Source organism: Parendozoicomonas sp. 2304DJ65-17 (assembly GCF_058148445.1).
Map to the genome: position 1 here is coordinate 1 of NZ_JBYVJV010000004.1, position 14,761 is coordinate 14,761.

At 49.5% G+C, this 14,761-nt stretch carries 17 protein-coding genes; 2 read left to right on the forward strand and 15 right to left on the reverse strand.

From position 1 onward, the window contains the following. Positions 1-347 precede the first annotated feature (347 nt). From ACY2RR_RS12060 to ACY2RR_RS12120, 13 genes are all read right to left on the reverse strand, one after another. Positions 348-1,133 (reverse strand): TatD family hydrolase, encoded by a 786-nt coding sequence (locus ACY2RR_RS12060; protein ID WP_490108402.1) that lies wholly within the window; start codon positions 1,131-1,133, stop codon positions 348-350. 4 nt (positions 1,134-1,137) lie between these two features. Beyond that, positions 1,138-1,485: a PilZ domain-containing protein gene (locus ACY2RR_RS12065; RefSeq protein WP_490108403.1), complete on the reverse strand. Its 348-nt coding sequence runs from the start codon at positions 1,483-1,485 to the stop codon at positions 1,138-1,140. Between the two features lie 36 nt (positions 1,486-1,521). Further along, complete coding sequence (locus ACY2RR_RS12070) at positions 1,522-2,520, reverse strand: DNA polymerase III subunit delta' (RefSeq protein ID WP_490108404.1); 999 nt, start codon at positions 2,518-2,520, stop codon at positions 1,522-1,524. Next, positions 2,513-3,163, reverse strand: a complete 651-nt coding sequence (gene tmk / locus ACY2RR_RS12075; protein ID WP_490108405.1) for a dTMP kinase — start codon at positions 3,161-3,163, stop codon at positions 2,513-2,515. Before tmk ends, ACY2RR_RS12070 begins: the two co-directional genes overlap by 8 nt. A 15-nt stretch (positions 3,164-3,178) precedes the next feature. Beyond that, the gene (gene mltG / locus ACY2RR_RS12080; RefSeq protein ID WP_490108406.1) at positions 3,179-4,228 is read right to left on the reverse strand and encodes an endolytic transglycosylase MltG; all 1,050 of its coding nucleotides are present in this window, start codon (positions 4,226-4,228) and stop codon (positions 3,179-3,181) included. Positions 4,229-4,266: 38 nt separating this feature from the next. Beyond that, on the reverse strand, positions 4,267-5,091 hold the full coding sequence (gene pabC / locus ACY2RR_RS12085) for an aminodeoxychorismate lyase (protein WP_490108407.1): 825 nt from the start codon (positions 5,089-5,091) through the stop codon (positions 4,267-4,269). A 15-nt stretch (positions 5,092-5,106) separates the two neighbouring features. Then, on the reverse strand, positions 5,107-6,348 hold the full coding sequence (fabF, locus tag ACY2RR_RS12090) for a beta-ketoacyl-ACP synthase II (protein ID WP_490108408.1): 1,242 nt from the start codon (positions 6,346-6,348) through the stop codon (positions 5,107-5,109). A gap of 151 nt (positions 6,349-6,499) precedes the next feature. Then, positions 6,500-6,733: an acyl carrier protein gene (gene acpP, locus ACY2RR_RS12095; RefSeq protein ID WP_087111464.1), complete on the reverse strand. Its 234-nt coding sequence runs from the start codon at positions 6,731-6,733 to the stop codon at positions 6,500-6,502. 148 nt (positions 6,734-6,881) lie between these two features. After that, the gene (gene fabG / locus ACY2RR_RS12100; protein WP_490108409.1) at positions 6,882-7,640 is read right to left on the reverse strand and encodes a 3-oxoacyl-ACP reductase FabG; all 759 of its coding nucleotides are present in this window, start codon (positions 7,638-7,640) and stop codon (positions 6,882-6,884) included. 39 nt (positions 7,641-7,679) lie between these two features. Next, the gene (gene fabD, locus ACY2RR_RS12105) at positions 7,680-8,603 is read right to left on the reverse strand and encodes an ACP S-malonyltransferase (protein WP_490108410.1); all 924 of its coding nucleotides are present in this window, start codon (positions 8,601-8,603) and stop codon (positions 7,680-7,682) included. A 183-nt stretch (positions 8,604-8,786) separates the two neighbouring features. After that, positions 8,787-9,797: a phosphate acyltransferase PlsX gene (plsX, locus tag ACY2RR_RS12110; RefSeq protein ID WP_490108411.1), complete on the reverse strand. Its 1,011-nt coding sequence runs from the start codon at positions 9,795-9,797 to the stop codon at positions 8,787-8,789. 16 nt (positions 9,798-9,813) lie between these two features. Then, positions 9,814-9,993 (reverse strand): 50S ribosomal protein L32, encoded by a 180-nt coding sequence (gene rpmF, locus ACY2RR_RS12115; protein ID WP_281646951.1) that lies wholly within the window; start codon positions 9,991-9,993, stop codon positions 9,814-9,816. Positions 9,994-10,013: 20 nt separating this feature from the next. After that, positions 10,014-10,559, reverse strand: a complete 546-nt coding sequence (locus tag ACY2RR_RS12120) for a YceD family protein (RefSeq protein WP_490108412.1) — start codon at positions 10,557-10,559, stop codon at positions 10,014-10,016. A 148-nt stretch (positions 10,560-10,707) separates the two neighbouring features. On the opposite strand from ACY2RR_RS12120, the gene ACY2RR_RS12125 reads away from it, so the two are divergent. Both ACY2RR_RS12125 and ACY2RR_RS12130 read left to right on the forward strand, forming a co-directional pair. Next, complete coding sequence (locus ACY2RR_RS12125; RefSeq protein ID WP_490108413.1) at positions 10,708-11,283, forward strand: Maf family protein; 576 nt, start codon at positions 10,708-10,710, stop codon at positions 11,281-11,283. A gap of 155 nt (positions 11,284-11,438) precedes the next feature. Beyond that, positions 11,439-12,245, forward strand: coding sequence for a MipA/OmpV family protein (locus ACY2RR_RS12130; RefSeq protein ID WP_490108414.1), 807 nt, complete (start codon positions 11,439-11,441; stop codon positions 12,243-12,245). Positions 12,246-12,304: 59 nt separating this feature from the next. Here ACY2RR_RS12130 and ACY2RR_RS12135 read toward each other — a convergent pair whose 3' ends face one another. Together ACY2RR_RS12135 and rluC are read right to left on the reverse strand one after the other, a co-directional pair. Further along, the gene (locus tag ACY2RR_RS12135) at positions 12,305-13,270 is read right to left on the reverse strand and encodes a S49 family peptidase (protein WP_490108415.1); all 966 of its coding nucleotides are present in this window, start codon (positions 13,268-13,270) and stop codon (positions 12,305-12,307) included. A gap of 43 nt (positions 13,271-13,313) precedes the next feature. After that, complete coding sequence (gene rluC / locus ACY2RR_RS12140; RefSeq protein ID WP_490108710.1) at positions 13,314-14,321, reverse strand: 23S rRNA pseudouridine(955/2504/2580) synthase RluC; 1,008 nt, start codon at positions 14,319-14,321, stop codon at positions 13,314-13,316. Between the last annotated feature and the right edge of the window lie 440 nt (positions 14,322-14,761).

Below are 14,761 nucleotides of genomic sequence, written 5' to 3' on the forward strand. Positions count from 1 at the left end.
AGCGTTAATCAGAAAGCTTTATCTCACCAGGCAAGCACCCACACGAATTGCCTGAATTCTTTGTTAAAGATCGCTCATCAACGCATTTCGTGATGAGGATTGCTGAAGCTCTTTATCAAAACCGCCAAAGGCTTACTTGATAAGAGAAGGAAGCTAAGAAGCTGTCCGATCAGCGAGGCCGCCATTTTACCGTGGAAGCTGTCGGTGTCAACCAGTCATTTCATTCAAGATTTTAAAATCGATTTAAAAATTCGAAATCGGACGCAACAACCTGCGACCAATGACCATCAACAGGCGGCGCATTATATATTCAGTCTTAGTGATTACAAGAGCCAAACAGAAGATAATTACACGACAGCGGGAGAGGCTTTATTAAACAGCCGATAAAAGTTATCTGTTGTTATCTGCGCCAATTCTTCAACACTTACACCTTTTAATTCCGCAAGGTAGCGAGCAACGTCGGCAACATATTTAGGCTCATTGGATTTTCCGCGATGAGGAACAGGAGCCAGATAAGGGGAATCCGTTTCAATCAAAAGACGATCAAGCGGCATTTTCTTGGCCACCTCTCGCAAAGCATCAGCATTTCGAAAGGTCACTATTCCTGAGAGAGAAATATAAAAATTCATATCCATGGCAGCTTTAGCCATTTCCCAACTCTCAGTAAAACAGTGAAGAACACCTGCCGACTCCTGACACACATGAGCTTTCATCAAGTTCAACGTATCTTCACGGGCGTCCCGAGTATGGATAATAACCGGCAGGCGCGCCTGAGCGGCCACCTCCAAATGTGTCACAAACCGCGACTGCATCTTTTCTTTACGATCACCGGCATAGAAATAGTCCAGCCCAGTTTCACCAATCGCCACCACTTTCTCATTCTGAGCCAGCTTGAACAACTCATCAGCCGTTGCCTCTCTGCACTTATCTTCTAGTGGATGTACGCCAACAGAAGCCCAGACATTATCCAACTCAGAAAGCTTAAGTACGGAAGGGAAATTTTCGAGGTCGATGCAGACACAGAGAATAGTATCAACACCAGCCTGACGGGCAGCTTGAACCGCTGCTTTTACATCGCCACCATAGGGCTCGAGATCCAGACGGTCCAGGTGGCAGTGGGAGTCAACAAACATAGAATCACATAGTATTGGTAGGACGCTCAGACTTAAGCGCACCTGCCAGATGAGTTTCGATTTTCCCGCGAACAAGATCATCCTGATCAGTGAACTGCAGCCCAATACCAGGCTGGCGATTACCTTGAGCCCCACCTGGGGTTACCCAGGCAACCCGGCCAGCAACAGGTAACTTGCCCGGCTCATCCATCAAGGTCAGTCGCAGAAAAACCTCGTCACCAACGTTGTAGCTTTTACTGGTTGGTATAAACAACCCTCCCCCCTGCAGGAAAGGCATATAAGCCGCGTAAAGCATCGCCTTATCTTTAATAGCTACAGAGATAATACTTCCCTTACCGCCCAAACCTGCCATGTAAAGCGCCCCTCACATATCTCTTCTATTTATATTCTATACGGTCAGCGCCAACCAGCGCCCTAAAACAGACTCTATTAATAGCTGCTTATTCAGAGTTACCTGAGACTGGACTATTGATCTCTGCTCCAGCAACCATTGCAACATGTCTAGCAATTTACGTGAACCTGCCCGATCAGCGATATAGCGAAGCATTTTCGCCATATCTGCTGTCTGCAGATAGCCGTCATTACCCGTTGTGCTATAGCGTATCATTTCCTGCAGCCACAACCCGAGCCACTCAAGCACAACGACCTGGTCATAGGTCTGCCACACTAAAGCCATTTCGGCAGGGGTCACCTTACCCCGAGTCAAACCTGTCAGCCCGGTTCTCATGGTCTCGCGCTGCTCAAGCAATCCTTCCTGTTCATAACGCAAAGCGGTAGACGGCTCACCAGCTGCAAGTTGCAAAAGAGTGAGAGCCTTTTCCTGCTCAGGGACAGATTCTTTCAACCATTCAAGAGCAACTTCTGTGGTCGGCCGGGTAAACAGTACCTGCTGGCAACGACTGCGAATAGTTGGCAGCAGACTACTGACCTGCTGACTCACCAGCAGCATCAACGTATCCCGCCCCGGCTCTTCCAAACATTTCAGCAGCGCGTTGGCAGAACTGATATTCATCGCCTCCGCCGGACAAAGCACAACCACCCGAAAACCACCCTGCTGAGGGGTTTTCTCGGTGAACTCGATCATACTGCGAACCTGAGCAACCTTTATTTGCTTGCCCCGCTCTTCCGGCTCGATCAATAACAGATCCGGGTGGGTGCCGGCCTGATTCAGCTGACAATTCCGGCAACGCCCGCAGGCCGAACCGGCAGTTTTGTCATGACACAACACATACTGAGCAAAGGCCAGGGCAAACTCACGCTTCCCAACACCGGTTTGCCCCCGCAGCAAAAGCGCATGGGGCAACTGTTCATTAGCCAGACGCTGACTCAACTGCTGCCAGTTTTCACTGTGCCATGCCATCGGCTTGTAGAGCCGAGATTCACCCATGATTCACCCGACTTTCCAGAACCTCTTTAAGAGCAGCCTGGACTTGTTCAATAGAGTGCGCAGCATCAACAATTTCAAACCGATCAGGCTCATCTGCCGCACGAGCAAGATAACCCTGACGCACCCGAACAAAGAAATCCATCTTTTCCAGCTCAATACGATCAAGCTCACCACGCCCAGAAGCCCGGGCCATTCCCACCTCAACAGGAAGATCCAGGAGGATTGTCATATCTGGACGCAACTCTCCCTGAACCAGAGATTCGAGAGCAGACAACGATTTCATGCTCAACCCGCGCCCTGCTCCCTGATAAGCAAAACTGGCATCAGTAAACCGATCACACAGCACCAGCTTACCGGCAGCCAAAGCTGGCTTAATAACCGATTCAATATGCTGAGCACGAGCTGCAAACATCATCAGCAGCTCAGTCATATCCGCAACCTTTTCATCGCCCGGCGTCAGCAACAATTCGCGTATACGCTCTGCGAGAGGTGTGCCACCAGGCTCACGGGTTTGAACAAATTCAATATTCTGACTTTTCAGCCAGGCAGAAATAAACTCGATACTGGTTGTCTTTCCGGCACCCTCTCCACCTTCAATGGTTAGAAAGAAACCGGGATAACCGGTTTTACCCTGTACAGACATAACACTTCCTGCGCCCTAATTCGTTTCCGGCGGCTGATCAGCTACCGGTGTACTGCGATAATCTTCGCGTCGGTTTAACTGATACTTTCGCACAGCACGGTTGTGTTCTGCGAGAGAATTGGAAAATTTGTGGGAACCATCACCACGAGCAACAAAATAAAGCGCCACCCCATCAGCCGGATTCAGAACAGCCCGAATAGCCTCACGCCCCACTGAAGCAATAGGTGTAGGCGGCAAACCGTTGATCCGGTAAGTATTATAGGGCGTGCGGGTATTCAAATCCCTGCGGCGTATCTTTCCCTGATAATTCTCCCCCATTCCGTAAATGACGGTGGGGTCACTTTGCAAACGCATCCCTTTTTTCAGGCGACGTACAAAGACTCCCGCAATAACAGGACGCTCTTCAGAAACTGCCGTTTCACGTTCAACAATGGAAGCCAGAACCAGCGCCTCATAAGGAGTCTTGTAGGGGAGCCCTTGCTGACGACCTTTCCACTCTTCCTGTAAAACATTCATTAGCCGCTGGTGAGCCCTGCGCAGAATAGAGAGATCAGTATCTCCCGCCTCATAAAAATAAGTATCCGAGAAGAACAACCCTTCCGTTGAAGGCGAATTGATCTGAAGAATTGATGTCAGTTTCGCATCATCCGCAGAATCCAAAACCAGATCCAGACGGGATTCCTGCCAGCCAGCCAGATTTTCCGACAGAGTCTGCCCTTCAACGAGAGTCACGGAATACTGAATAACATCTCCAGAGGAAAGGTGTTCTACCAAACTGGCAACAGTCGTACCGGGAGAAACAGAGTATTCACCGGCAACCAGCCCGGTATCCTGCCCAGTCAGCCGACCATAAGCCTTAAACAGAAGCGGCTGATGAATTAGTCCCTGAGAAACAAGGCGAGAAGTGACCGCCGAGAAGGTGTCACCCTTTTCTACCACAAACACAACATCCCGATCAGAAACAGATTGCTGCAACCAGGAAGAGAGATAGAAGAAGCAACCCCCTATAAAAACGACACCCAACGTTAGCAGTAAAGAAAAAACTCTGAGATAACCCTTTAACATTACTGCCAACCATTAACCTTCAGCATTCAAAATAATCCTTAAGCAAAAAGCGCCGCAAACTCTTTCTGAATTCCACGGGAAACAGTCCCCGGCGCCCAGCGCTGTTTGCCACACTCCCTGACAGGCAAAATACCCATTACGCTATTTGCGAAAAAGACTTCATCCGCCGCCAACAAATCATCCAGGGTAAGGCGACAAACCTTCACAGAAGAACTTTTCCGAGAAGCTTCCAGCAACCATTGGCGACACACCCCCTCAACCCCACACCGGGAAAGATCCGGCGTCAGGATTTCACCCGATACTACCAGAAAAACATTCGACATAGTGCCTTCAACCAGGTTGCCGGCAATATCGCTCACAACCCCCTCTTGAAACTCCGAACCCTGCCACTCACCTCTGGCAAGCACCTGCTCAAGGCGATTCATATGCTTCAAGCCAGCAAGCACTGGAGTGTGACCAAGACGGGCTTCACAAACCTTTACCCTGATTCCATCTTCAAACCAGGATTCAGGAACACCCTTTGAAGGAAACCAGCCAAGTGCAGTGCGGCCTGTAGTATTAGCAGGATTGTAACCACGCCCACCACTGCCGCGGGTTACCATCACCTTTAGGGTCCCGTCACCGCACTCACAGATAACGTTCGAAACCTGTTGAACCACACCCTCCAAATCCAAAGGCAAGCGCAGCCGATCACAGGAACGCTGAAGGCGGCGATAGTGCCACCTCTCAAGAGGAAGCCTTCTGCCAGCAATACGAATGGTTTCAAAAACGCCATCACCGTACTGAAAGCCCCGATCAGTGATCGGAACAGTGTCAGCCTGCTCACCATCCACCCAGAACCGGGGACAAACCTCTTCAGACACCTTCAATTTAAAACCTTACTGAAAACGGGAAAAAGCCAGGGTTGCATTGGTACCACCAAAGCCAAAGGAGTTAGAGAGTGCATGATCTATTTTCATGTCACGGGCATTGCCGGAAACATAATCCAGAACACACCCCTCATCAGGGTTATCCAGATTAATGGTTGGCGCGGCAACCTGCTGATAAATAGATTGAGCTACCACTGCAGCCTCAAGGGCGCCAGCAGCACCAAGCATATGACCGGTCATGGATTTGGTAGAACTCATAGCCAGTGTTTTTGCATAATGGCCAAACACCTGTTCAACTGCACGAGATTCCACCACATCACCTGCCGGCGTTGAAGTACCATGGGCGTTTATATAGTCAATCTGCTCAGCATTTAATTCAGCATCTTTCAACGCACCAGCCATAGCCTGAACTGCTCCATGACCATCTTCAGGCGGTGACGTCATATGATAGGCATCACCACTCATAGCGAAGCCGCTGACTTCAGCAAGAATTGTGGCACCACGAGATTGCGCATGTTCCAGAGACTCCAACACCAACGCAGCCGCACCATCAGATAGAACAAAACCATCCCTGTCACGATCCCATGGGCGACTGGCCGCTTGCGGATCATCATTGCGAGTGGACAGCGCCCGAGCTGCTGCAAAACCGGCAATCCCGATTTCGGCAGAGCCTTTTTCAGAACCGCCAGCCACCATAACATCAGCATCACCCCAGGCAATAGTGCGCGCAGCCATTCCTATACAGTGGGTTCCTGTCGTACAGGCTGTTGTCATAGCAAAGTTAGGGCCACGAAGATTGAACTGCATGGAAAGCCATCCAGCAATCATATTGGTTATGGCAGAAGGGACAAAAAACGGGGATACACGACGAGGCCCTTTTTCACCGATAAGAGCAGCCGTTTCTTCAATGGTGGTAATACCGCCAATGCCTGAACCGAAAGCAACACCTGTCCGAGGGCTCAGCTGATCATCGATTTCAAGACCGGAATTACGAATCGCCTCAATGGATGCTGCCAGACCATACTGAAGAAACAAATCCATCTTTCGGGCATCTTTTGGTGAGAACCAATCTCCCACCTGAAAATCATTCACTGCACCACAGATTTTTACCGGGTAAGAAGCCGTATCGAAATGCTCTATAAGGCCGATACCGCTTTGCCCTTCCAGCAGCTTCTGCCAGGTCGCCTCAAAACCTGAAGCCAAAGGAGTTATTGCACCAACTCCAGTAATCACGACACGTCTGCGGTTCATTTTATTCTCCTGCAATATCCTGTTGCAGCGGGCTTCTTACGCCCCGACACTAAACACCATAAAGCAGAAAGGCCGCACATTCTCCAGTTCTTATGAACGGGTCAGGTGCGGCCTCTCGGGAATTCGCGTCAATTACTGACGTGCAAATCTATTACTGATGAGCAACAACGTAATCGATAGCTTCCTGCACAGTAGTAATCTTTTCAGCTTCCTCATCGGGAATCTCGGTTTCAAACTCTTCTTCAAGAGCCATCACGAGTTCTACCGTGTCGAGAGAGTCAGCACCAAGATCTTCTACAAAGGAAGACTCATTGCTTACTTCCTCTTCCTTAACGCCAAGCTGTTCGCAAACAATCTTCTTGACGCGTTCTTCAATAGTACTCATGCCTTACTTTGCTCCTGTCTATTCCATGCAGACTGAACTGCGAAAGAGTAGTGTATATAAACGCCTGAAAGAATTTCAAGCGGTTAACTAAATCAAAATTCATACATTAGGTGATACATTAGCTATGCAGTCATGCATTTGCCAGATATCACCCCATATACATACCGCCATTTACGTGCAGGGTTTCGCCTGTCACGTATGCACCTTCATCACCGGCCAGAAAAGCTACAACACCGGCAATTTCTTCAGGCTGCCCGAGTCGCCCCAGTGGAACCTGGTTCAACAGGTTTTCACGATGCTCTTCCGGCAACCCTTTTGTCATATCTGTATCAATAAAACCCGGAGCTACGGCATTTACAGTAATCTGCCGACTGCCCAGTTCACGGGCAAGAGAGCGAGTATAACCCTCAAGACCAGCCTTGGCTGCCGCATAATTCGACTGCCCGGCATTACCCATAGAACCTACTACAGAGCTGATATTGATAATCCGACCCCAGCGAGCTTTAGTCATAGCACGCACACAGGCCTTACTCATGCGATAGATAGAGCTGAGGTTAGTGTTAATAACACTATCCCATTCATCATCTTTCATACGCATCAGAATATTATCACGGGTAATACCCGCATTATTCACCAGAATTGTCGGCGCGCCAAATTTTTCAGCAATCTCTTTAACAACACTGGCAACAGATTCCTGATCAGCCACGTTCAGGCACATACCCATGCCCGCAACATTATTTTGCTTCAGGAACTCTGAAATCGCTTCAGCACCACGTTCGCTGGTAGCCGTACCCACAACAGTGGCTCCAGCAGCACCAAGGCGCAAGGCAATAGCCTGACCAATGCCACGACTCGCACCAGTTACCAGAGCTACCTTACCAGACAGACCAGCACTATCCTGCTGCATGCCTTTGAATCCTCTTATCAATCAAACTCAGCTTTTACTTTATTCAGGAAAAGCTGAAAGACTTTCCATCCCGGCAACCGGTACAGAACGCTCAATTCGCTTACCAAGTCCAGCCAGAACTTTACCAGGGCCACACTCACTGAATCCGGTCATACCTTTGGCAACCATATACTGCACAGACTCCACCCAGCGCACCGGCTGACTCAACTGGCTGACCAGATTCGCACGGATAGCGTCAACATTTTCCGTCACCTGTGCTGTCACATTCTGGACTACCGGAATAACCGGTGCAGATAAAGTGATACCAGCCAGGTCCTGACCCAGCTTAACGGCCGCTGGCTCCATCAGAGCACAATGGGATGGAACGCTCACAGGAAGAGGCATAACCTTACGGGCACCCGCCTCAGAAAATACAGAACCTGCACGCTCTACCGCAGCTGCTGAACCAGCAATAACAACCTGTCCGGGTGCATTAAAGTTTACGGCAGACAACACCTCACCAGCCTGTGCTGTTTCTTTGCATAACTCGATAACCTTTTCATCATCAAGTCCCAGCACAGCTGCCATAGCACCCTCACCTTGAGGCACCGCATCCTGCATGTACAAACCACGGTTACGCACCAGCCGCACAGCATCATCAAATGCCAGAACGCCAGCCGCAACAAGGGCAGAATATTCACCAAGACTATGACCGGCAACGAAAGCTGGCTGTTCACCACCACGAGCCTGCCACAAACGCCATAAGGCGACACTGGACGCCAAAAGAGCAGGCTGGGTATTTTCTGTCGCATTCAGCGCTTCAGCCGGACCATTAAGAATCATGTCACGGAGATCAAAACCCAAAACCTCTCCGGCCTCAACCAGAGTGTCATTAACCACTGCTTCCTGAGAAGCCAGCTCGGCCAGCATACCCACCTTCTGGGAACCCTGCCCTGGAAAAATAAATGCAGTACTGGAACTCATTGACTCGGTAAATCCTGTTACTGAATGACCCTATTATAGGGAAATGAAATTACGCAGTCGGTAAAAATATGTTTCTCAGACATTGCTACAAGGTAACAGAAATGTGACATTCCTGAGACAAACAGAAGAAACTCAGGAAAACCTGCAAGCAAAAAACCGAAACCGCACTTAAAACTGCGCAGCTTAAAGCATCAACTCCAGACGCTCATTAATGCGTTGAACAGCAGACTGTTCAACAGCTTTAACCGCCTGATCAATAGCATACCCAAACTGTCGTTCATCAGAGGCTCCATGACTCTTTACAACAACGCCCTGCAAACCAAGCAGAGTAGCACCATTAAATCTTGCCGGGTCAATATTTGCGGACAACATTTTGATCAATGGCCGCGCTAGCCACAACAAAGCCTTACGCCACCACGAGAGACCATCACCACTTATAAAGCGGCTGACAGCAAACCGGACCACACCTTCACTTGCCTTAAGAGCGACATTGCCCGGATAACCATCACAGACGACAACATCAACACGCCCGGAAAACAGGTCGTCACCCTCAACATAGCCGCAATAGTTCAAGTGTTCGTGTTGTACCAACAACTGCTGGGCCAGACGCACCCGCTCACAACCTTTTACATCTTCTTCGCCAACATTCAGCAAACCTACGCGAGGTTCTGCAACATCGTAGACTTCGCTCATCATCAGCGAGCCCAGTACGGCAAACTGCATAAGAAGATCGGAGGAACAATCTACATTCGCCCCAAGATCCAGCAGCAATGTATGACCAGAGGCAGACGGCACCTGACCAACAAGCGCAGGGCGATCAATTCCAGGGAGAGTTTTCAGAAGGTGGCGCCCCATAACCATCAGCGCTCCGGTATTACCGGCACTGACACAGGCCTGAGACATGCCCATTGCAACCTGCTCTAGGGCAAGCCACATGGAGGAATCCTGTTTACGACGCAAAGCCTGGGTTGGCTTGTCATCCATTGTGACAGTCTGTCCGGCATGAACAACCGTCACTCTGTCGCTTTCACTATCGGGAAACCCGTTATCTTTTAAACACTGGCGAATTAAAGATGAATCCCCCACAAGCACCAGATGAAGATCTGCATGCCTGTCCAACGCATCCTGCGCAGCCCGGATACGAGAATGGGGACCGCAGTCCCCACTCATCACATCCAGCGCTATGGTCGTCATTTGACCCAAGCGTGAATTACTCAGCTTTGTCAGCGATAACTTTCTTACCACGGTAGAAGCCATCTGCAGTCACGTGGTGACGCAGGTGAGTTTCACCGGAAGCTGCATCTACAGACAGGGAAGGAGCAGTCAGCGCATCGTGAGAACGACGCATGTCACGCTTGCTGCGAGTCTTACGATTTTTTTGAACGGCCATGGATAAATCTCCTGAAAAAATTACTCACCGGTTTTCAATCCGGCCAGCACACTGAACGGGTTGGGGCGCTGGACATCCTCGACATCCAACTCTTCAGCACCGCCTTCCGGCAGAGTGCTGTATGCCTCCTGACCACTATGACATGTTTCATTTTCGTGATAGGCGAAAGCAGGTAAACCAAGCAACACTTCCTGTTCCAGGAGTGGTACCAGCTCCACATTTTCATCTTCCACAACAAATAACGGATCAAGATCTGCCGGCAGGTTCCGGGCTTGCTCTTCATTCCGAACAACAGCCATGTTGACACAGGCAGCAAATTGAATCTCAGCCACATCAAGACAACGCTGACAAATCATAGACAGAGTTCCTTGCATCTCACACTGAACAACGGCTCGACGCTGGTGATCAACATCAAACTTCAGTGCTACCTGCAAACTCGCCCGATCGTCAGCAAGAATATCTTGTAGCCTGGGGCATGAGGCTACAGCTAATTCACCTTCCAGCGTGGCATTCTGATATGCCAGCTTACGGGGTGAAATATGCTTGGGTAACTGTCCGATAAACATAAGCGCGCAATAATAGGGACATCAAAACCGGGTGTAAAGATGCAATACATGATTTCCACACACCGGATTGACCCTATAGACTAGCGCACAACCGCCACTTTCTAACGCCACTCTCTTATCTTAACGACCAAAAGCCCCGTTAACGCCCATGAACATTATACTCGCATCTGGTTCACCTTATCGCAAACAGCTACTCAGCAGGCTCAATATTCCTTTCTCCTGCATCAGCCCGGATGTGGATGAAACCCCCGAACCCGGAGAAGATCCAATTCTACTGGCAGCCCGCCTGAGCAGAAAAAAGGCAGCTACTATTTACACCTCTCATCCAGCCAGCCTTATTATTGCCTCCGATCAGGTGGCCGTTCGTGGAGACACAATTCTTGGAAAACCTGGCACGGAAGAAAACGCTATTCACCAGCTCCAGCAATCCAGCGGGCAGATCGTTAAGTTTCTCACCAGCCTTTGCCTTCAAATACCCGGCAACAACGAACCAGTCGTTCGCGTCACTCCCTATCAGGTAAAATTCCGCGAGCTATCCGAGGAAGAGATTGTCCGCTATGTAAAAGCAGACAACCCTCTGGATTGCGCCGGCAGCTTTAAATGGGAAAAGTTGGGTATCAGTCTTTTTGAGAAAATGGAAGGCAGCGACCCCACCGCACTGGAAGGGTTGCCATTAATAACCCTTTGCGAACTCCTGAGAGAACAAGGGCTGCAGATACCCTGAGCAGGTCACGCCATCCACACACCCCTCCCGTACTATCACGCATATACAAGAACTATACAGCATCTCTACCCTGCCAATCCTGGAGGTTAAAGGCTTTAACCTCCAGCCGCGCCCAAAACACAACGACCAATTCATAGCCGTTATAGGTGAAATTTATGACCAAGCAGAGATATAGGACATATGCTCTGTTACTAACCTCACTATTTGCCGGACAAACCCTAGCAGCAGATCTTACGGCAGGTATTGAGCCTACATCTTCCGATGCATTCGAATCCAAAACAGGGCAATGGTCACTGGGGCTTGCAGCAGGAAATATCGACAGCCCTTATAAAGATATCGATAACTCCTTCTCACCTGCACCAATCGTACATTACGAAGGAGAGAGAACCTTTATTCGAGGGCTCCGCCTTGGTTACAAGCTGTTCAGCAAAGATAACTTCTATGTCAACGTTATCAGTGAACGGGGCATCGACTCCTTTGATGACAAAGACTCTGATGACCTGAAAGGTCTTGAGGACCGCCGCCACAGTTACAACGCTGGCTTCCATGGCGGCTGGAAATCCAAGAGTGGCAACCATATTCGAGCAGCCATTCTTACCGATATCAGCAACACCCATAATGGCTCTTACGCCAACCTGAGCTATGGACGCATATTTGGCTCACTCCAGGACGGCTGGACCATAACTCCTGAAGTTGGCGTTAACTGGATGAACAGCAACTATGCCAATTATTATTTTGGCGTAACTGAGAAAGAGCAGGCGAAAACAGGCATCAAAGCCTACAACGCAGGCGCCGAGCAAAATTACTATTTCAAAGTCAGCGGTACTTACCGCTTAACTCGCAGAACATCCCTTGTGGGCAACATTTCCTATAGAAAGCTAGGGGATGAAGTTAAAAACAGCCCCATGGTGTCTGACGATAAAACAACGTCAGCCTTTATTGGCGCCGTTTACCACTTCTAACCCAAAAAAATGGGAGCCAAAACAAAGGCTCCCATTTTTTGCAACAGACAATTTAACAATTATCGCACTACAGGCCCTTCCAACCCTAAACTAGCGCTGATGGTTTCTGCGGCACTGGCACCAATTTGACTGGCAAACCGCTCAAGAGCACTGGGCTTAACGGTGAAATCGACTATATCCTCCACACCAACCACCTCACGTGCGACATAACCAGAACTACCCAAACCATCTACAAGCCCCAAACCAAGCGCCTGCTGCCCTGTCCAGATAAGGCCTGAGAAAATCTCCGGCGAATCACTTAAACGATCACCCCTGCCTTCTTTCACACTGGCAATAAACTGCTCATGAATACTGCGCACGGTGCCACGCAGATGCTCAGCAACCTCAGGATCTTCAGGTTGAAATGGATCGGTTAGCGCTTTGTGCTCACCGGAGCCATAAAAACGACGGGTTACACCAACCTTCTTCATGGCTTCCTCCAACCCGAAGGTAGCCATATAAGCGCCAATAGAACCTACCACTGAACCCTGATCAGCATAAATTTCATCAGTAGCCGCAGCCATATAATAAGCAGCTGAAGCACCTACATCAGAAATCACACCGTAGATTTTAATATCACTGCGCGTCTCGCGAAGGCGGTTGATTTCGTCATAAACATAACTGGCCTGCACAGGGCTGCCACCAGGACTATTTATACGAAGGATAACACCACGAACCTTTTCATCTTCATAAGCATTGCGCAACCCGGTCACAATAATATCTGCGTTTGCTCTCTTGTCGGCAGCAATAGCCCCCTGAATATCAATCAGAGCCACATACTCTTTTGGAGCAGCAACCCTGCTCCCTTTCAGGGAGAATGCGATGGAACCGATAGCCGCAAACAACCAGATAAAAAACAGAAACCGGAAAAAAATACTCCAGCGCCTTGCCCGCCGCTGCTCATTAGCGGCATTGAACAGCAATTTTTCTATTAACTGACGATCTTCTGAAGCCATGGATTCTCCACCACCCTGGTTATCTGACATTTATTATTCTCCAGATTTCTTTTTCTGGTACAGGTTGAATATATCAGACCTGCGACAAACCGTTCAGCACCGCAACCAACTCCTGCGGTAAAGGCGCATTAAATTCACGATAGCTGCCATCGGGGAGATTTACCCCTACTTTTGCCGCATGAAGAAACAATCGCTTTAACCCCGCCTGCTGGGCAAGCTGAGCTGTACGTTCAAAGCCGTATTTGGTATCACCAAGAATCGGGTGACCAGTATGAAGAGTATGAACACGAATCTGGTGGGTACGCCCGGTTTCAAGGCTGGCCTCAACCAAGGTAGATTCACCATAACGCTGCAACACCTTAAACCGGGTGCGGGATGGCTTACCATCTGGAGCGACACTTACCATTCGCTCACCGGACTGCAAAACATTTTTTCGCAGTGGCGCGGAAACAGCCGCTTTCCGGGCAGGCCAGCGACCATCTACCAGTGCGTTGTAAACCTTCAACATATGGTGTTCGCGAATTTGGGCATGGAGATGGCGCAGCATACTGCGCTTCTTCGCCACCAGAAGGCACCCGGACGTATCACGGTCAATTCTGTGCACCAACTCAAGAAAGCGACAATCAGGGCGCAACTGACGCAACGCCTCAATCACCCCAAGACTCACCCCACTACCGCCATGAACAGCCAAACCACTCGGTTTATTCAGCACCAGTAGGGAATCGTCTTCATAGATAATGGCTGCCTCAAGCTTTTTGGAGACTTCCATACCAGGAGCAACAGGCATCTTGGCCTCACTCACCCGTATGGGGGGAATCCGGACAACATCTCCCCCTTGAAGCTTGGTCTCAGCCTTGGCACGACCTTTATTAACCCGCACCTCACCCTTGCGGATAATCCTGTAGATCCGAGTTTTGGGTACCCCCTTCAGGACTACACGCAAGAAATTATCCAGCCTCTGGCCGGCCTGATCTTCATCAACCGTGACAAAACGAACGGCAGCACCTTTTTTCTGGCTGTCGCTCACCCCATCTCCAACGTTTTTGTCTACCGGAGCACCGGTTTTCAGAACTTCATTCATCATCAGCATATGGTAACAGTTTTCCTGCTGTTTGAAGCACTTAGGAATAGCTGATATATTTCCAGTACTGTTGCGGATTACATACAATCGCATCAGAGAATGTAACAAAGTGATAAAAAGTCCGTATACCCGCACTCGTGTCATGGAGAAAATGCCCCTTCTGGCTGTCCAACTGACCAGTGCCCTCTACGGCACAGCCTGAATGGCGTTCTGAAGACTGGAACCCCTCTAAGGCATATTTACAGAATGGCGCAAAGCGAAAGAACATACTTTGCGCTGCGAGTTAACCAGCGTCATCCAGATTGACTGGACGCTCCTATTACAAATTCAATAGTCAAGGCTTCAGGCACTCGTTCACTGCTGAGAAACACTCCCACATTAAGGAGTTACAAGACTCGGCAACAGATAAGACCTGAACCCTGGTTCGCCAAAGGCGAGAT